Origin of the sequence: Rhodococcus sp. 008 (genome assembly GCF_001682295.1) — a bacterium.
GTDB classification, from domain to species: Bacteria; Actinomycetota; Actinomycetes; order Mycobacteriales; family Mycobacteriaceae; genus Rhodococcus_F; species Rhodococcus_F qingshengii.
Map to the genome: position 1 here is coordinate 4,994,235 of NZ_CP012749.1, position 17,949 is coordinate 5,012,183.

Annotated in this window: 19 protein-coding genes; 8 read left to right on the forward strand and 11 right to left on the reverse strand. The window is 61.6% G+C overall.

Going from position 1 to position 17,949, the window contains the following annotated elements:
* Nucleotides 1-24: 24 nt before the first annotated feature.
* Genes AOT96_RS23255 through ppk2 form a run of 4 tightly spaced genes read right to left on the reverse strand, consistent with a single transcriptional unit; the run spans nt 25 to nt 6,350 of the window.
* A complete protein-coding gene (locus AOT96_RS23255; RefSeq protein WP_054187746.1) occupies nt 25-990 on the reverse strand; it encodes an endonuclease/exonuclease/phosphatase family protein in 966 nt (321 codons plus the stop codon).
* Between the two features lie 48 nt (nt 991-1,038).
* Complete coding sequence (locus AOT96_RS23260) at nt 1,039-2,733, reverse strand: SulP family inorganic anion transporter (protein ID WP_050656482.1); 1,695 nt, start codon at nt 2,731-2,733, stop codon at nt 1,039-1,041.
* 17 nt (nt 2,734-2,750) lie between these two features.
* Complete coding sequence (locus tag AOT96_RS23265) at nt 2,751-5,492, reverse strand: cation-translocating P-type ATPase (RefSeq protein WP_065352388.1); 2,742 nt, start codon at nt 5,490-5,492, stop codon at nt 2,751-2,753.
* Between the two features lie 27 nt (nt 5,493-5,519).
* Nucleotides 5,520-6,350 carry a polyphosphate kinase 2 gene (gene ppk2, locus AOT96_RS23270; RefSeq protein WP_085989950.1) on the reverse strand — a complete coding sequence of 277 codons (831 nt, stop codon included), beginning with the start codon at nt 6,348-6,350 and terminating at the stop codon, nt 5,520-5,522.
* Between the two features lie 191 nt (nt 6,351-6,541).
* On the opposite strand from ppk2, the gene AOT96_RS36085 reads away from it, so the two are divergent.
* The gene (locus AOT96_RS36085; protein WP_007734945.1) at nt 6,542-6,793 is read left to right on the forward strand and encodes a three-helix bundle dimerization domain-containing protein; all 252 of its coding nucleotides are present in this window, start codon (nt 6,542-6,544) and stop codon (nt 6,791-6,793) included.
* Nucleotides 6,794-6,926: 133 nt separating this feature from the next.
* Complete coding sequence (locus tag AOT96_RS23280; RefSeq protein ID WP_007734948.1) at nt 6,927-7,304, forward strand: SHOCT domain-containing protein; 378 nt, start codon at nt 6,927-6,929, stop codon at nt 7,302-7,304.
* Here the strand turns inward: AOT96_RS23280 and AOT96_RS23285 are convergent.
* Both AOT96_RS23285 and AOT96_RS23290 read right to left on the reverse strand, forming a co-directional pair.
* Nucleotides 7,282-8,727, reverse strand: a complete 1,446-nt coding sequence (locus AOT96_RS23285) for a hypothetical protein (protein ID WP_054825512.1) — start codon at nt 8,725-8,727, stop codon at nt 7,282-7,284. The genes AOT96_RS23280 and AOT96_RS23285 overlap by 23 nt on opposite strands.
* 75 nt (nt 8,728-8,802) lie before the next feature.
* Nucleotides 8,803-9,201 carry a DUF7144 family membrane protein gene (locus AOT96_RS23290; RefSeq protein WP_007734954.1) on the reverse strand — a complete coding sequence of 133 codons (399 nt, stop codon included), beginning with the start codon at nt 9,199-9,201 and terminating at the stop codon, nt 8,803-8,805.
* A gap of 162 nt (nt 9,202-9,363) precedes the next feature.
* Here AOT96_RS23290 and AOT96_RS23295 point away from each other — a divergent pair, with 162 nt between their 5' ends.
* Complete coding sequence (locus tag AOT96_RS23295) at nt 9,364-9,957, forward strand: GNAT family N-acetyltransferase (RefSeq protein WP_050656477.1); 594 nt, start codon at nt 9,364-9,366, stop codon at nt 9,955-9,957.
* 17 nt (nt 9,958-9,974) lie between these two features.
* Here the strand turns inward: AOT96_RS23295 and AOT96_RS23300 are convergent, their stop codons facing one another.
* The 4 genes from AOT96_RS23300 to AOT96_RS23315 all read right to left on the reverse strand — a co-directional run bounded on the left by AOT96_RS23300 (nt 9,975) and on the right by AOT96_RS23315 (nt 12,759).
* The gene (locus AOT96_RS23300) at nt 9,975-11,051 is read right to left on the reverse strand and encodes an iron-siderophore ABC transporter substrate-binding protein (protein WP_223304443.1); all 1,077 of its coding nucleotides are present in this window, start codon (nt 11,049-11,051) and stop codon (nt 9,975-9,977) included.
* Nucleotides 11,052-11,193: 142 nt separating this feature from the next.
* The gene (locus AOT96_RS23305) at nt 11,194-12,030 is read right to left on the reverse strand and encodes a helix-turn-helix transcriptional regulator (protein ID WP_007734963.1); all 837 of its coding nucleotides are present in this window, start codon (nt 12,028-12,030) and stop codon (nt 11,194-11,196) included.
* Between the two features lie 55 nt (nt 12,031-12,085).
* Nucleotides 12,086-12,412 (reverse strand): DMT family transporter, encoded by a 327-nt coding sequence (locus AOT96_RS23310; protein WP_003942819.1) that lies wholly within the window; start codon nt 12,410-12,412, stop codon nt 12,086-12,088.
* Nucleotides 12,409-12,759 (reverse strand): DMT family transporter, encoded by a 351-nt coding sequence (locus AOT96_RS23315; protein WP_003942817.1) that lies wholly within the window; start codon nt 12,757-12,759, stop codon nt 12,409-12,411. The genes AOT96_RS23310 and AOT96_RS23315 overlap by 4 nt, the downstream gene beginning before the upstream one ends.
* A gap of 53 nt (nt 12,760-12,812) precedes the next feature.
* Here AOT96_RS23315 and AOT96_RS23320 point away from each other — a divergent pair, with 53 nt between their 5' ends.
* The 5 genes from AOT96_RS23320 to AOT96_RS23340 all read left to right on the forward strand — a co-directional run bounded on the left by AOT96_RS23320 (nt 12,813) and on the right by AOT96_RS23340 (nt 17,503).
* Nucleotides 12,813-13,532 carry a transglutaminase domain-containing protein gene (locus AOT96_RS23320; RefSeq protein WP_065352389.1) on the forward strand — a complete coding sequence of 240 codons (720 nt, stop codon included), beginning with the start codon at nt 12,813-12,815 and terminating at the stop codon, nt 13,530-13,532.
* Between the two features lie 29 nt (nt 13,533-13,561).
* Complete coding sequence (gene map, locus AOT96_RS23325; protein WP_042925817.1) at nt 13,562-14,419, forward strand: type I methionyl aminopeptidase; 858 nt, start codon at nt 13,562-13,564, stop codon at nt 14,417-14,419.
* Between the two features lie 8 nt (nt 14,420-14,427).
* The gene (locus AOT96_RS23330) at nt 14,428-15,939 is read left to right on the forward strand and encodes a cobyric acid synthase (RefSeq protein ID WP_065352390.1); all 1,512 of its coding nucleotides are present in this window, start codon (nt 14,428-14,430) and stop codon (nt 15,937-15,939) included.
* Between the two features lie 84 nt (nt 15,940-16,023).
* The gene (locus AOT96_RS23335) at nt 16,024-16,593 is read left to right on the forward strand and encodes an RNA polymerase sigma factor (RefSeq protein ID WP_007734974.1); all 570 of its coding nucleotides are present in this window, start codon (nt 16,024-16,026) and stop codon (nt 16,591-16,593) included.
* A 76-nt stretch (nt 16,594-16,669) separates the two neighbouring features.
* Nucleotides 16,670-17,503 carry a GAF and ANTAR domain-containing protein gene (locus AOT96_RS23340; RefSeq protein WP_030535633.1) on the forward strand — a complete coding sequence of 278 codons (834 nt, stop codon included), beginning with the start codon at nt 16,670-16,672 and terminating at the stop codon, nt 17,501-17,503.
* Here the strand turns inward: AOT96_RS23340 and AOT96_RS23345 are convergent.
* Nucleotides 17,500-17,925, reverse strand: a complete 426-nt coding sequence (locus AOT96_RS23345) for a DUF6069 family protein (protein WP_007734977.1) — start codon at nt 17,923-17,925, stop codon at nt 17,500-17,502. The two genes, AOT96_RS23340 and AOT96_RS23345, sit on opposite strands and share 4 nt — an antisense overlap.
* Nucleotides 17,926-17,949 lie beyond the last annotated feature (24 nt).

Below are 17,949 nucleotides of genomic sequence, written 5' to 3' on the forward strand. Positions count from 1 at the left end.
TCGCGCGGGTCGGGTGCTCTCCGACTAGTTGGGGATCGCCACGTCGACGATCAAGCCGAAGTGATCGGAACCTTCGATGTCGATCCGCTCGAGTGACTTCGCCTGTCCGCCCCGCAGAAGTACATGGTCGATGCCGACGATCGCGGGAAATTTCTTGTCCGCCGGATAGGTGCGCACGATGCCTACTCCCAATTGGTCTGCGGCATCGGAGTAGCCGACATCGAGGAGGTCACGGAATTGCTTGTGCGTGAATGTGGTGTTGAAGTCGCCACTGACGATGACGGTTTCCTCGGCGGCAGCAGCGTCGAGCGCGTTTCGCAAAGTGCTCAGCTCGGCAGTCCACACGTCGGGCGGGGTCACGTACGCCGGTCCGGGGTGAACCGCCAGAAGGGTGAACGGAGTCGAGAAGCCCACTTCGGCAACAAGATTGGTCGGTCCGAATCCGTTCAATTCCCGAGTGTCCGTCAGCGGATAACGGCTGTAAATACCGGCGCCACCCCCGCCGGCCTCGTCCGGTACCAAGTAGTGATGCGGCAGCAGTTGCTCGAGTCCTTGATCTCTGAGAGAGCCTTCGAGTGATGTGGTCAGTTCCTGAACCGTCAGGACGTCGACTGCCTTCTCGCGAACCGTCGCAGTCAAACTGGCGGGATCTGCCTGCCCGAAGAGAAGGTTTGCTTGCATTACGCGCAGAGTCGGCCCGTCGATTTCGGAACTGTTTGCCACATACAGTGGACTGATCACCGACGCGCCCACCGCAATCAGTACCACCGAGATCGCCAGCAGGATCCAGCGGCGAAAGACCAGGCATATCAGGGACGCTGCGAGTGTGACCGCAAGCAGTATCGGGACGAAGGAGGCCACGGCGATCAACGGGTTGATCGGCTTGGTGGAGTACAACGCGATCAGCGAGACAACGCCGACGGCGATACCGCCCACGCCGGCGACCTGAGCGATACGGCGTGCCGGAACATTGTCCGTCGTGAATCCCATACCAAACGGTACCCAATGCAGCCACGGCTCCCGACTGCCTGGCGTTTGTCAGTCGTCGGTTCGGGTGCGGAATGCGTTCACGGCGGCTTCGACGGTCGGGTAGAAGTGCGTCGAATCGAATCGATCCCCGACTCCGAATCGGATGAGTCGATCCTTGATCGGACCTTTCATCTCTGCGAATGCCAACCGAATTCCTTTGCCTTCGAGGAATGTATCCAGATCGACGAGTTCGTCGACTGCCGTTGTATCGAGTCCGGTGATCGGTTCGGCGGCTATAACCACCCAGTCGACCGGATCTGGCGCCTTGGCGACGACGGAGCGAACGTACTCGTCGAAGATCTCGCCGTTCGCGAAAAACAGTGGCGCGTCAAACCTCACCAACACCAGGCCGGGGATGCGATGCCCATCTGGATGGCGTTCGATGTCGTGGAATCCGGCGGGTTCGCCCGTCTCGACGAGTTCGGTTCGATGTGGCTGCCATACCTGCGCGATGACCGCTGCGAAGGACAGTCCGATCGCTACAAGGATGCCTTGTAGCACACCGACCAGGGCGACGCCCAGAAACGCCGCGACGGCGAGGCCGAATTCCACGGTGCTCATGCGCCACATGCGGACCATGCCGCCCACGTCGATCAGTGCACACGCGGCGACGATGACGACGGCGGCCAGTGTTGCATCGGGCAGATATGCCGTGAGTCCGGGAGCGACGAGGACGAACACCAGGACCGCGAGCGCCCCGACGACGCCGGCCAATTGTGTGTGCGCCCCACTCTGTTCGGCTACCGGAGTTCGTGACCCGCTCGCCGAGATCGGAAACCCGCCGAACAGCCCGCCGGCCACGTTCGCGACACCGATCGCCTTCATTTCGGTACTGCCGTTCACGTCCTCGCCGTGGCGGGCGGCGAAGGTGCGCGAGAGAACGCCGGTGTCGGCGAAGGCAATCAATGCGATACCGGCGGCGGGCCCGATCAGATGGCCGACGTCCTGCCAGGTGACTCCACCGACGGAAGGGAGGGGGAGTCCTTCCGGTAGTGCGCCGACCATGCCGATGTCATCGGTGAGACCGGCGGCAGCGGACAAGACTATGGCCGCGACAACGGCCACCAGAACGCCGGGAACAACAGGTACCCAGAGCCGGAAGGCGACTATGACGACTAGCGAACCGACACCGATGGCGGCAGCGAGGGGGTCGACGTCGCCACCCACCAGGGCCTTTGAGATCCCGCCGATTTCACCGAGTAGACCGGACGCGTCGACGGAGAATCCGAGCAGCTTGGGAATCTGACCAACTACGACGACGAGTGCAATGGCATTGAGGTAGCCGAGGCGGATCGGTTTCGAGAGGAGTTCGGTCACGAAGCCGAGACGAAGGAATCCGCCGATCACGAGGATGAGTCCGACAAGAATGGCGAGAACACCGGCTAGTGCAAGCGCATTCTCCGAATCGCCGACCACTGCCAGCGGTATGACCGCGGCGGCAATCAGCGGCGCCAGTGACGAATCAGGTCCGAGTACAAGGATTTTCGAGGGCCCGACTACCGCGTAGGCGAGCAAAGGCACGATGGTGGCGTACAGCCCGGCGTACGCAGGCAACCCGGCGGCCTCGGCGTAGCCCATGCCTGCCGGGATGAGCAGGGCAGTCAAGACGAGTCCGGCAGTGACGTCTGTTCGCAACCACTCGCGGCGATACCCACGGGCAGTCGCGACGCCCGGTAGCCGACCTAGACTCTCCGCCCACATCATCGTTTGATTGTCCTCCCTCAGTGGAGCGAACGGGCGCGCTCGGGGGCAACCGCGGTGGTCGCAGGGAGGGGCGCAGGTGCCTGTGCGAGGCGGCGGCGTCGAATTGCCTTGTCCAACTCGACGACAACCGGGATGATCAGCGACCAACCCAGGCAGGCGAGCCACTGGGCGCCGGTCAGTGAGGTTGTCATGAGGAGGTCCTGGAGGACGCCCGCCTCGACGGCGAATACGGTCACGACCGTGGGGATCGTCAAGATCTTGATGGCACCGAGAACCGGTGGAACCACGCCGGACTCGGGATCACGCCGCATGGTAAGCCCCGCGAGAATCGAACCGAGAGAGAGCACTACGAATGCTGTGGTCATGGGAACATTCGCATCGGAAGTACTCATTTCACCGGGTGCGAGAAGCATCGCCGCGAGTGTCACGGCAAATTGCAGGACACCGTACGCGAGCCACTGAGCGACTGCGCTTCGATGTGCGATCGGCATCTTGGGATCGCGCGGAGGCTTGTTCATCAGATCCGGTGGCGGCGGGTCGAGCATGATCACGGCGACGGGGAACAGTGTGATGAAGAAGTGCTGGAACAGCACCATCAGTGGCGTCAGTGCCACACCCTCGTTGATGTTGAAGATGCTCGCAGCGAGGAAGAGGAGAACCAAGGAGAAGAGTTTCGACATCTGGTAGCGGATGTACGAGACGATTTTTCCGTAGATGTTGCGGCCCAAAGTGATCGCGGTGATGAGGGTGCCGAAGTTGTCGTCGGTGAGCACCATCTTGCCCGCCTGTTTGGTCACCTCACTGCCCGAGCCCATGGCGACGCCGATGTCTGCCTTCTTCAACGCGGCGGCGTCGTTGACCGCGTCTCCGGTCATCGCGACGACGGCGCCACCGCTCTGCATGACATCGACCAAGCGAAGTTTGTCCTGCGGAGTGACGCGGCCGAACACGTGCAGGTTCGGCAACGCGGTCGACAGTTCTTCATCGGTCATCGCTTGCAACTCGCCTCCGCCCACCGAGCCCGGGCCGAGTCCGAGTTCGGCACCGATCGCTGCGGCGGTGATGGCATGGTCGCCGGTGATCATGCGGACCTCGATGCCGGCCCGGTGTGCGGTTCGCACCGAATCGACCGCCTCCGGACGCAGCGGGTCGATGATGCCTGCCATACCGACAAACGTCAGGTCCTCGACAAAGGACATGGGGTCGGCCACGACAGCGTCTTCCCGTCCGTCGAGGCGTCTGACCGCGAATGCCAGCACCCGAAGACCCTTTTCGGACATGGACTGATTTGCTGCCGTGAGTTCGTCTCGGACTTCCTCGATCGGGACCTGCCGACGGCCGGGGAGAAAGGCCGAAGAACACCGAGCGAGGACGACATCGGGTCCGCCCTTGACCAATCCGACGAACTGACTTACGCCGTCGACTTCGAGATGGTGGTACGTGGCCATGAACTTGTACGCGGAATCGAACGGAACCGTCGCCACCCGCGGGTAGGTCCGTCTGGTGAGTGGGGCGTCGGCACCGATCTTTGCCGCGAGCACCACGAGCGCGGCCTCGGTCGGGTCGCCGACAACTTCCCCGGAATCGGAAACCGTTGCATCGCTGTCGAGACACAGTCCGTATGCGAGAAGGGTGAAGTCGGGCGGCGCCTCGCCGGCAACCTGCGTTATCCTTCCCGCTTTGGCATAGCCTTCGCCCTCGACCGTGTACCAACGGCCGTGGACGTACAGCGATCGGACGGTCATCTGGTTCATGGTCAGCGTGCCGGTCTTGTCCGAGTTGATTGCACTGGTCGCGCCGAGTGTTTCGACGTCGGTCAGGTTCTTCACGACGGCCTTGGCGTCGGCCAGTTGACGGGCACCGTAGGCCAGCATCGCCTGGACGAATGTTGGCAGGCCGGTCGGAATCGCGGACACTCCCATTGCGATACCAAGGAGCAGAAGCGTAGTCAGGTCCTGCCCACGAAGGAGCCCGATGACGACGATGACGATCACTGCCGTCCACGCGATGATTCCGAGAAGTTTGGTGAGAGAGTCCAATTCACGTTGAAGTGGCGACTTGCCAGGGGCGACCGCCGACAACATCGACGCGATCCGGCCTATCTGCGTCTGCATCCCGGTCTCGGTGACCACCATGGTCGCCGTGCCGCGGGTGACCGAGGTGTTCTGGAAGACCAGATTGCTGCGGTCTCCGAGCGGAATATCCTCGTTGTTCAGCGTATTCGGGTCCTTCGGTATCGGCGCGCTTTCCCCGGTCAATGCGGCTTCCTGCGTCTCCAGGGTGGTGGTGGCGAGCAACCGTCCGTCGGCAGCGATGATGTCTCCTGCCTCGACTTGGACGATGTCACCCGGCACCAGTTCGGTAGCGTCGAGTTGAATCAGGTTCCCGTCACGAATGACCCGTGCTTGGGGCGTCTGCATCTTGGCGAGGGCGTCGACGCTGGCCCGTGCCTTCAACTCCCGTCGAGTTCCGAGGACGATGTTGAGCACGACGAGCACCGCCACCACGATTGCTGTCGGCACTTCACCGATGGCGATGCTGACCGCGGCCACGGCGACGAGCATCAAGTTCATCGGATCTTTCAGCTGCAACAGCGCGATCGACCACGTCGACGGCGGTGGCGTCGAGGTGATTTCGTTCGACCCGTAGCGTCGTCGCCGTTGGTCGGCCTCATCCGACTGCAGTCCGCGCTCCGGGTCCGACTGCAGTACGGACACGACTGATTCGCCACTCTGCGCATGCCACGGCGTGGGGCTCATGACCGCACATCCTTTCCTTGGCGATCGTCAATACCGGGTCGGAATCCAGTGCAGCGGTTGTTTGGGCGTCTGGTAGCCGTGAGCCTTCTGCCGTTTCGGCAGGGTGATGTCCGTGGATTGCACGGGCTCGTAGGGGATCTGACTCAGAATGTGGCTGATGATGTTGAGTCGTCCGCGTTTCTTGTCATTGTTGTTTGCGACATACCATGGCGCCCAGCCGGTGTCGGTGAAGCGAAACATCTCGTCGCGGGCACGCGAGTAGTCGTACCAATGACTGAACGACTTCAGATCGAGATTCGACAGCTTCCAGATCTTTCGAGGGTCGTCGATCCGGCTCTGCAGACGTAAGAGCTGCTGTTCTTCGCTGACCTCGAGCCAGTACTTGAGCAGAATGACTCCCGATTCGACGATCGCGCGTTCGACGGTCGGAATGAGCTGGAGAAATTGATGTGCTTGTTCTTCGGTGCAAAAGCCCATTACTCGTTCTACACCGGCACGGTTGTACCAACTTCGGTCGAAGATGACGATCTCACCGCCAGCCGGAAGATGCGGGACGTAGCGCTGGACATACATCTGCGAATGCTCTCGCTCGGTCGGGGCGGGTAACGCAACGACCCGGAACACTCGCGGACTCACTCGCTCGGTGATGGCTTTGATGACACCGCCCTTCCCCGCGGTATCTCGACCTTCGAATACGATGCAGACCTTGGCTCCAGACGATTTGACCCACTCCTGCAAAGCCACGAGTTCGCCGTGCAACGGCTTGAGTTTGCGGCGGTACACCTTGTTCTTCATCGGCTTTTCTGCCACGGGCGGCGCGTCGTCGGTAAGGGTCGACGGGGTGTCGTCGTGAAGAATCCGAGCGTTCTTTCCCACTTCCACTCCCTGGCATCATGAGCGCAACGCGAGCGCGCGGGGAACCGTCCGCCCTTATGTGTATGCCCCATATTCGGTGAACCTATTCTCTTCGCAATCGAGACCCGAATCGTGTTGTTTTCGAACCCTTTCCGAGTCTTGACGTGCTCGGCTGGACGGACGACCATTAATGGATGACTGGCGACGAAGAGTTGCTCCACGTCGAGCGGGTGATCACTCGCCTCATTTCCCGCTATCCCGCCGTTCCTCCACCGGAGATCGAAAACAGAGTGCGAACAATTCACCAGCGTTTTGCGGGATGTCGGATCCGCGACTTCGTGCCTCTTCTGGTCGAAAAAGCGGCCAGACAAGAGATCTCGGATCGGAGAATCGTGATTCCGATAATGGATGAGCGGTCGGCGAGTCTGAACTCTCTCGAGCTGTAGCCGGAACGGGGATCGTCGGCGCATACTGAAATGACCTTGGACCAGGGAGTTCTGGCCGAATGCAGGAGCTCAGGCGCGGAACGTCAGCCTCCCGAACTCCTGATGTGTAAAACCGAGTACAGGGAGCGTTGACATGGAAGGCTTCTGGGAATTCTTCTGGTTCATCTTCGTCTGCTTTGCCTTTGTGGCGTACTTGAGCGTGTTGTTCTCGATCATCACCGACTTGTTCCGTGATCACGAGACTTCGGGCTGGGCCAAGGCGTTGTGGATGATATTCCTCTTCGTCATTCCATTCCTGTCCGCGATGATCTACGTGGTCGTCAAGAATGACGGAATGACGAGGCGGTCGATGGAAGCCGCTCAAGAGCACATACACGCGCAGAGTGATTACATTCGAAAGGTCGCCGGGAAATCGCCGACTCAGCAGATCGCCGACGCCAGAGAGCTTCTCGACTCAGGCGCGATCAACGAAGAGGAATTCCAGGCCATCAAGGCAAAGGCGCTGGCGTAGTTTTCGTATCTTCTGCCCCGGGCCTGGCGTCGTCGGTTCCGCCGTCGTCAGGCGCGGCGTCCTGCGCGGCGGCGCGTGCGGGACGAACCAATACTTCCAGTGCGACGAGAGCAACGAGCGCAATGACGACGATCCAACCAACGACCAATCCGGTGGGGTAGCGCCAGAAGAGCAGCAACAGTGCGGCGATGCCGATGATGGCACAGCGCAGTGGGACACGAAGCTGATTGGCCCACCGCTCCACCTGATTCGGCGTTCGGCCGCTTGCAGAATGCCGGACGAAGTCCAACGCCTGCCCGTAGCCTCGACGAACGGCGATCGCCGACGACGAACCACCGATCAGGTAGGCGCCGAGCCCCACCACCACACCGAGGACCGCAACCGCGCGAAGGCTCGTCCGAAGCGGAACCAGAACTGTGTCGATGACAGCGGTGGCGGCGTCTGGCGAGAGGATATCGGTAGGGACACTGTCGAGGTAGATTGCACGTCCGATCAGAATTCCGATGGCAAGAACAAGCATTCCCAACGCAATCGACAGACCGACCAGGGACAGCGTACGAAGCCTGCGACCGGTTGGCGCAACGGCGACAGCGGCTGCTGCGCAAGCGATTCCCAACCACGGCAGCACCGCCGAGACCTTGTCGAGTGCCGAGACGGCTCGCTGCGCCTTCACCAGCTCGGGGGACTGGAAGAGAACAAACTCCTTGTCCACGGACGGGATTTTGTCTGCGAAAGCGAAGCCGCGGTCGGTCAGCGCCGTTTTCACCCGGTCGATGATCGTGCTCAGTGAAATGCTGACCGTTCCGCTCTGGTCGACCTCGACCGAGTCGGGTCCGTAGTTTCCGGTCATGACGGCGACGAGGGAGTTGTGCGCCGCTCGGTTCGCCTGAATCCAAAGGTCTTCGAACTGCTGCGTCCGAACGAGCGAGGCCACTGTGTCGTGGACGAAACTCTTCGCCTGGCCGGCGATCACCGGTGCCAAACCCACCAACGCCTGGTCCACGCGAGGGGCGTTGGCTTCGAGATTCGACACGTCCGTCAATGCTGTGAGTGCCTCGGTGGTGAGCCCTTCGACGTCGACGCGATCGAAGATCTCGTCCGTGACTTGATTCGTGATCTCCGCTTGCACGGCTGGATTCTCACCCAGTGGCGCTACCGTGCTGACGTAGCGGTCCGTGTCGAGGATCTGACTACGTACGAAGCGGGTGGTTACCGACAAGACTGCGAGCAGTGCGACCAGCACCAGCAGGATTGTCACCGCGGTCCACCGCAGCCCATGTCGAGGTGGTCGGGAGACTTTCTCGACGGTCGTTTCGCGGGCGCTGGGAGTCTGCTCGCGAAGTGTTGCTACCTCTTCGCGCAACCGGGCTAGTTCGGCACGTTCGTCCTCCTGGAGTGGTCCGTCGCTCGTGCCGTTTGCCATGATGGTCCTCCCGGGACGGAAACTACTGGCGCACAGTTGAAATGCTGAACTGCGAAGATGATTCGGCGGGTGACCTCAGATGACCTCGGGATTCCAGGTCGCGACGGCCCAGATGACGAATACGTCGAGCGCGATGATGATGATCGACCACCACGGCGAGTGGGGTAGCCACAGGAAATTCGCGAGGATCGACAGAGAACAGATGACTATCGCGCCTACCCGTGCCCACGTCGCGCCGGTGAAGAGCATGATTCCGACAGCGGTGACGAGCACACCGAGTACGAGGTGGATCCATCCCCACGAAGTGAGGTCGAATTGGTACGTGTATTCCGGGCCGACGACTGTCACGTCGTCCTCCGATATCGCCGAGATGCCTTGGAGGATTTCGAGCACGCCGACTGTGATGAGGAGAACGGCTCCGCCCAGCGCGCTTCCTTTTGCCACACCCTGCTTTACCAGTGAATCCTCGGACATGACCGCCCCTAGATTTCAAGCGCGAAATAGCCTGGCATATTTCCCTGTCCCGACCTTTTACGGTGGTGAAGTAGCCCGTCGGAGGGCAAATCAAACATTGAGCGCTGCACAGCATTGCGATATTCATTCGCCTACGAATCCGAAAGAACCTACCGTGACGGCATGGATATGGCGGACGTAGGTGTGGCGATGAGGCCTGCACCGGGTGTGATCCGGACGGACCGGCTGGTGCTCCGTACCTACCGCCCAGGCGATCACCGGGATCTTCTCACCTTCTACGGGCGCAGCGACGTATGCCGATATTTGCTCAACGAACCCTGGAGTCTCGCGGAGGCTCGGGAGGCCGTGCAGACCAGAATGTCTCGCCGCGACCTGGCATCGGGCGCGGTGGCACTTGTTGTCGAGTACGGGGGCCGGGTTGTCGGAAGCGTGAGTGCTTGGCGAGTCGAAGAATCTGATTGCACAGCCGAAGTCGAGCACACCGCCGAACTCGGGTGGGCATTTTCGCCCGAGTTCGGCGGCCGAGGATTCGCGACGGAAGCAGTGACCGCTCTGATCGACCTCGCGTTCGCGACACCCCGATTGCGCCGCGTGGTCGCGCGAATGGATTCGAGAAACGAATCCTCGGCGCGACTCGCGCAGCGGATCGGTATGAGGCGAGAGGGACATTTTCGGCAGAACGCGTGGATCAAGAACGAGTGGACCGACACCGTGGTTTTCGCGACACTTCGCGGTGAGTGGCCTTCAGTTGCTTGATCAGACCGAGCGGGCTGCTATTTTGCGACCAGTTCGGTCAACTGTGGCACGAGTTCGTCGGTCGCCCACGGAACACTCAGAAGGCTGACGTACATTGTCGCTGCAGTCAGGCGATTGTCGGTGATCCACAGGTCCTTGCCGTTGGCGATGACCGGCCACCGCGAGAACAGAGTGTTGGCCAATGTGCTGTCGACTTCCGACTGATCGCTTGCCCAACCGAGATACACGTCGGTGTCGATCGTGTCGAGCTTTTCCATACTGATGCCGAAAAGGAACGAGTCGCCGGCAAAGTTCTTGGCGCCGTTCACCACGTCGGGAGCGACTGTGAGCCCGAGGTTTTCGACAAACTTGACGCGCGGATCGTCCGGACCGTAGATGGCGGTTTCGGTTTCTCCTTCACGGATGTAGGAACCGAAGGCGAAAGTGACTCCGTTGAATTCGGGATGACTCGCCTTCGATTCCTGGACCGATTCCTCAACCGACTTGATCAGCGCCGCGGTTTGAGCGGGACGCCCGAGTGCCTTGCCGACATCGGTGGCGAGGTTTTGCCACGAGCTGGGCTGATACGGCTTGGTGTCGTACGGGAGGGTCGGGGCGATCGAGCTCAGGCGCTGGTAATCCTGCTCGGAGAAGCCCGAGTACGGGGCAAGAATCAGATCAGGCGCGGCATTGAGAATCTGCTCGAACAGTAGCTCGCCGCTGTCGGAGTAGTACGGCGCAGGCGTGGGCAGCGTCTGGCCCGACTTTTCGAGTTCGGCGCGGGTCCACGGCAGGAACCCGTCGGCGTCGCCGGCCCAAGAGTCCTTCTGCATCGCGATCGGAGTGACACCCAGGGCGATGACCGTGTCTGCCGCTGCGGAATCGAGGGTGAGGATCCGTGTCGGCTCCTTGTCGATGGTGGTCCCGCCGAAAGCGTGCTTGATCGTCACGGGATAGGCGCCGTCCTCGACGGCGGATGCCGATGAATTGTTTTCCTGGGCGTCCGATGACGACTGTGTGCAGGCGGTCAGAGGCAGTGCCGCCGCCAGCATGAGCGCAACAACGATTCGTCGCCTCCGCTGGGGACGAATTCTCTGACGGGCAGATCTGAACACGCGAAACTCCTCGGGATTGATCAGGGAAGTGCTTGCACGACTCAGCGCAGTACGCGCATGAGAGCAGGCTTACCTAAGTGAATGTAGGGCGCGTGCGTGTAGCGAAGGGGCCAGCCGATGTCGACAACAGGTCAGGCTCGAGTCAGTTGACAGCGGCGAGCGCATTGCCGGGGGTGTAGCCGACCGTCTTGCGAAAAGCGGCGATGAAGGAACTCGACGTCCCGTAACCGACACGGCGGCTGACGGCGTTCACACTCATTCCGGTCCCGAGCATGCCGAGGGCCGTGCTCATACGAACCAGAGTGCGCCACTGCGCAAAGCTCAAGGCGAGTTCCGCGGCAAAAATCCGGGTGACCGTACGTCGGCTGAGATTGAGAACGTGAGCCCACTGATCGAGTGATCGATCGTCGGCGGGATCCGACAGCACTTTGTCGACGAGCATCCGTAGCCGCGGATCTCGGGGGATCGGTACGTCGAAGTGAGGTGCTGATGCCGGCGTGAGGAGATCGACACAAACCTGCTGTGCCCGAAGGCGTTGTTCTGCAGGCATTCCGGTGTGGGCGAGGTGTATCAGCAGTGCCCGGGCTGCCTCACTCAGTGTCACGATGCACGGTTCGTTCCAGGCGGGGGTCCACAGCTCGGGGGTGAAGAGCGTGGCGCGGAATGCGACGTGGGGATTTGCCTGACCTTCGTGGAGGACCCCGCGGGGGATCCACAGGCCGACGCCGGGCGTGACGGTCCAGAGTTGATTGTCGATGATCATGTTGACGACACCGCGGTCGGACCAGATCAGTTCGTGCTCGATGTGAGCGTGCTCTGGCCACCGGGTGATGTGGTCGGTCTCGACGATGTACGTCGTGAGTTGGAACGGCGCCGGGACGGCGCGCGCCATCGGAGTGTGGCGGTCGGATTCCCGTAAGTGGGAATCGTCGTCCAGCTGTGGACCGTCGTCGATTTCACGAAGGGCAGGGATCAGCACCGTGGACTACCTCCAGAGCAAAGTTAGGTAAACCTTACACTGATGTGGGCAGCGATCAGTGACTCGCACCGAGTTCGATGAGAAGCACGCCTGCCGCGATGAGGCCGATCCCGACCATCATGAGCCTGGTCAGCGGTTCGCGAAAGAGAATACGGGATGCGATTGCCGTCAACGCCACTCCACATGCGGTCCAGATTCCGTATGCGACGCCGATGGTGAGGCCCGCGTCGAGCGCGAGGGTCAGGAAGGCGAAAGCGGCGAGATACCCCACGGTGACAACCGCGAGCCATCGTTTGTCGCTGCCGTCCTGCGACGCCATCCGTAGTGACAACGTCGCGGTGACCTCGGAAATAATTGCAGCGATCAGAAATACGAAGGTCATGCTGGGTCCGCCGGCCCGCTGTCGGCGGCAGCCTGGGAGCCGAGTTCGACGCACAGCACTCCGCCGATGACCAGTGCAATCCCGACGCCCATGGTGGCCGTCAGAGGATCTCCGAAAAGGGCCGTTGCGAATACTGCGGTCAGGACAACTCCGGTTGCGCCCCAGATTCCGTATGCAACACCGAGTCCCATGCCCTCCCGCAGGACGAACGACAAGGCGGTGAATGCTGCGAGATATCCGCCGACGACCACGATGTACCAAGCCGGGTGATCGAGGGCGGCGCGCAACGACAGCGTCGCAGACACCTCGGTGAGGATCGCGGTGATCAACAACAGCCATTTCTTCACGGTTGGGATTCTGTCAGGCTCCACCGATTCCGGTCGCGCACTACGGTTGAGACATGACGTGCGTACTGCTCGGTGGAATCCGCAAAGGTGACATCCGCCACGACGCGTCGGGTGGCGATGTGGCCGCAACTCCGATCCTCGACTGGGGCCACGACGACGTGGCCCGCCTCTACGAGGACATTGCAGAAGGTGCGATCCAGTCGGTGCAGGAGTTCCTGGTGTCGGCGCATCGCAGCGTCGCTGCAAATATTCGGCCGGTGTACGGCCTCGACGACCGGCAACCCGTCTCGGTGACATTGAGTCGAGAGCGCGGATCCTGCAGTCAGAGACTGGCTATCGTCGAAGCGTTGGCTCGCCGCCGAGGTATCGCCACCCGAGTACGCGGTCTCGTACTACGCGGGGAATTCTGGTACCCGAGATTTCGGCGTCTACATGCGGTGATTCCGAAGTCAGTGCTGCTGGCGTGGCCGGAATTTCTGGTCGACGGACGCTGGCAGGACATCTCCGAGATCGTTTCACCTGCGGTGGTCTCAGCGCTCGAACCGTTCACGAATACCGGCAAGGAGACACTGTTCGACGCGATCGGACGCGCTCCGATCAGTTGGGGCAAGTCTGTTTCGTGTGATTGCTTGGACTTCTCCGAATTCGTCGACCGCGATCTGGGCACCTTCGAATCTCGCGACGTGCTCTTCGAGGAATTCGGACAGACGATGTCGACCCCCGTCAGAATTCTCGTCGACCCGGTTTTCCGGAACTGGAGTGCATCCGGCTGACGCGCGACGCGAGGTCTAGGCTGTTCTGCATGTCTGTGCGTACCCCATTGGTCCCTGGAACCGTCTCTCCCGTCCTCGCTGTGCCCTCGAAGATCGAGCGGCCCGAGTACGCGTGGAAGCCGACCGCCAAAGAGGGCAACGAGCCCTGGGTTCAGACGCCGGAAACGATCGAGGCGATGCGCATCGCCAGCAAGATCGCTGCAGGCGCGCTGCAGGAAGCCGGCAAGGCTGTCGCTCCCGGTGTCACGACCGACGAACTCGACCGCATCGCACACGAGTTCATGCTCGACCACGGTGCATACCCGTCGACGTTGGGCTACAAGAGCTTTCCCAAGTCGTGCTGCACGTCTCTCAACGAGGTGATCTGCCACGGAATCCCCGACTCGACTGTGATCCAGGACGGCGACATCGTCAATATCGACGTCACCGCGTTCATCAACGGGGTACACGGCGACACCAATGCGACATTCCTCGCCGGTGACGTGTCCGAAGAGAACCGCTTGCTCGTCGAGCGCACACACGAGGCAACGATGCGGGCCATCAAAGCCGTCAAGCCCGGCCGCGCGCTCAACGTGATCGGACGTGTCATCGAGTCCTACGCCCATCGGTTCGGGTACGGCGTCGTCCGGGACTTCACCGGACACGGAATCGGCGAGACCTTCCACAACGGCCTCGTGATCCTGCACTACGACGAGCCCGCGGTCGAGACGATCATCGAACCGGGCATGGTCTTCACGATCGAACCGATGATCAACCTCGGTGGTATCGACTACGAGATCTGGGAGGACGGTTGGACCGTCGTCACCAAGGACCGTAAGTGGACGGCGCAGTTCGAGCACACCTTGGTGGTCACCGAGACCGGTGCAGAGATTCTCACCCTGCCTTGAGTTCGGAGATGCGCGGCGCTCTGCTGGTAGCCGGCACTACTTCCGACGCAGGCAAGAGCGTTCTTGTGGCCGGATTGTGTCGCATGTTGGCGCGTCGAGGCGTCCGAGTGGCGCCGTTCAAGGCGCAGAACATGTCGAACAACTCCGTGGTCACGCTGGACGGCGGAGAGATCGGCCGTGCGCAGGCACTTCAGGCGCGTGCATGCGGTCTGGAGCCGAGTGTTCGATTCAATCCGGTGCTGCTCAAGCCTGGAAGTGACCGCACGTCGCAATTGGTTGTTCGGGGCAAGGCGATGACCACAGTGGGTGCTCGCGACTACATGCAGCATCGGCAGTGGCTTCGCGCCGTCGTGGCCGAAGATCTCGAATCGCTTCGATCCGAGTTCGACGTCGTGATCTGTGAAGGCGCCGGTTCACCGGCCGAAATCAACTTGCGCGCAACGGATCTTGCCAACATGGGATTGGCTGAGGCTGCGCGGATTCCGGTCGTCGTCGTCGGTGACATCGATCGCGGCGGCGTCCTGGCCCATCTGTTCGGGACCGTTGCTGTGCTCTCGCCCAGCGACCAGGCATTGATCGCGGGATTTGTGATCAACAAATTCCGCGGTGACGTTGCACTGTTGGAACCCGGACTGGAACAACTGCGCAGCCTCACCGGTCGACCCACTCTCGGAGTGATCCCGTTTGCCGACGATCTTTGGCTCGACGCCGAGGATTCGCTTGGCGTCACCGGCAATGCCCCGGTCGGGCGCCCGGGCCCACCCGTCGGTTCGGCCTGGCTCACCGTTGCTGCGGTTCGGCTCCCGCGCATCTCCAACTCCACGGACGTCGAGGCACTGGCATGTGAACCGGGCGTGGCAGTTTCGTGGGTGACCGATCCGTCGCGGATTCGCGACGCGGACCTCGTGGTGATCCCCGGTAGTAAGTCCACCGTGAGTGACCTCGAGTGGTTGCGAAGTACCGGCCTGGCCGACGAGATCGTCGCGCGAGCAGGTCGCGGGCAAGCAGTCCTGGGAATCTGCGGCGGTTACCAGATGCTGGGTAATTCCATCGTCGACGACGTCGAATCAGGATCAGGGACCACCGCGGGACTGGGTCTGCTGGACCTCGATGTCGAGTTCGCTCCGGACAAGGTGTTGGCGCAGATGACCGGTACGGCAGACGGTATCTCGGTGTCCGGGTACGAGATTCATCACGGACGCGTCGTGCGCAACGGGGACCGCCCATTGCTGGCGGACTCGAGCGGTATGCCGGAAGGCAGTGTGCAAGGGCCTGTTCGAGGGACACACTGGCACGGTCTCCTGGAAAGTGACGACTTTCGGCGCAGCCTGCTGCGTGAGCTCGCGGTTCCCGGTTTTGTTGCTGCACCCGACACCGCGGTTGCCGCGGTGCGAGAACAACAACTCGACCTTCTCGCTGATCTCGTCGAGCAGCACCTCGATCAGGATCTACTCGAGAAACTGATCAACGGTGGGGCGCCTATCGGGCTCCCCGTCATTGCTTCCGCACTCGAAGCCTGAGAGCGCTCCCGCGGGTGTCGACGTGGACGCGGTAGAATAGCCAGGCCTCACTCCCGCGACGGCTCCCTAGTAGGAGTGTGCGCGGTGACAGATCAATTCGACGGCTTGCTGACCGACTTCAGTGACGAGGTGCTGGTCGACTCGGCAATGCTCGGCGATCACGCGGCCTTCGACGTCATCGTCCGCCGATACGGCCCGCACTTGTATCGATTTGCCCGTCGACTGCTCGCGAGCGAGAGTGACGTCGACGACATCGTCCAGGAAACCTGCGTCGCTGCGTGGCGCCAACTTCCGGGGTTTCAGCGGCGCTCGAGCACCAAGACCTGGTTGTTCGCGATCTGTTCTCGCAAGATCTCGGATTTCTATCGAAAAGTCGGCTCCTGCGCCGCCGATATGGACGAACTCCGGGAAGAAGCTGATCCCCGTTTGCGTGATCCGAGCGAAGAAGTCTGCGGCACAGCATTTCTCGATGCCCTGGAATCCGAACTCGATCGCCTGCCACTGCGTCAGCGTGCTGCCTGGGTCTTGCGAGAAGTGGAGGGCATGACGTATCCGCAGATCGCTGTTGTCCTGGAACTGAGTCCGGACGCGGTTCGTGGCCAGCACACTCGGGCGAGGCGGAATCTCGGTGTCGCACTCGATCGATGGCGATGACGACTCGGCGGTTTGCCGGGTTCTGTCACCGAACTCACTCTCCTTGGTGCCCGTGAAACTGGAAGAATGCTTCGTCGTGGATACCGCTTTCGACCCCAGAGGCTTCGACCCGAGAACCGAGGATTCGGTGCCGTCGGTACTGCCGGACGATGCGACGGCAACGGGTGCTGACGTCGCCGTCGAGGCTGCGGAAACTCGGCTGACGGCACGTGCGGTCAGAGAGTTGCTGGCAGCGCTCGGGGGAAGTATCGGCGACGAGGACGAACTCGTGGTTCTGCTCCAGCGCGCCGTCGAAATCGCGAACGACGCCATCGACGGCGCCGACAGCATCGGCGTCACCATCGATCTTGCCGGGCAGACCTACACCGCCGTTCATACCGATTCGCGGACCCTGCGCGTCGACATCGAGCAATACGACGCCGGCGACGGACCATGTCTGCACGCGGCTCGAACCGGTGAAACCGTAGTCGTTGATGCCGAGACCAGCGCGGAACGCTGGCCGCGGTTCGCGGCGGCCGCGAAGGACGAAGGGATCAAGTCCTTTCTCGCGGCGCCGCTCTTCACGCCGGATCAGCGACTCGGTTCGTTCAACCTGTACGGACGTGCCCCAGCGGCCTTCGACAGCGTCGACGCGGAAGTCATGGAGATTCTCACGACAACAGTCTCACGCGCGATCGGAGACTTCTCCCGTTTCAAATCTGCCAAGGCCGTAGCTGACGCCCTGCAACGCGCGCTCGAGACTCGGGCGCCGATCGAACAGGCCAAAGGCATGCTGATGGCCATCCATCGAATCGACGCCGACACCGCATTTCACATGCTGCGCAAGCAGTCTCAGACCACGAACACCAAGTTGCGTGACGTGGCAGCCGAGATCGTCGAGACGTATTCCGCGCCGCCTACCGCGGTCTAGTTCGACGGAGACCGACGTACGGCCTCGAGCGCGACGACCACGCTCGCGGCGACAACCACGTGCATCAGCGCGAGCGTGACCGTGCTGGCGGCGTCGAAGTCCGCGGCGATCGTCAGGGCGATGGTGCCGAGCGCAAACACTGCACCCACGACCTGAGCGATGCGGATGATCGGCTCCCACTTCAGTGAGATCAACATTGCGAGCGACAAACCGACCAGCAACGGCACTACCGTAAGTGTGATGACCCCGCCGGGAGCTACGCTCGCCACCTTTCCCTGATCTGTCATCTCGAACGATCCGCCCGATGCCAGGCCGATCAACCACAGGATCAGGTTGGCGACGAGGGCCATGACCGTGGCGCCGAGTACGGCACGCGGCTTGGTGAGGTGGAGGTTGTGTGCGGTTGAAGCGATTGCAGACATGATGTTCTCCCGGCTCGATGCGAT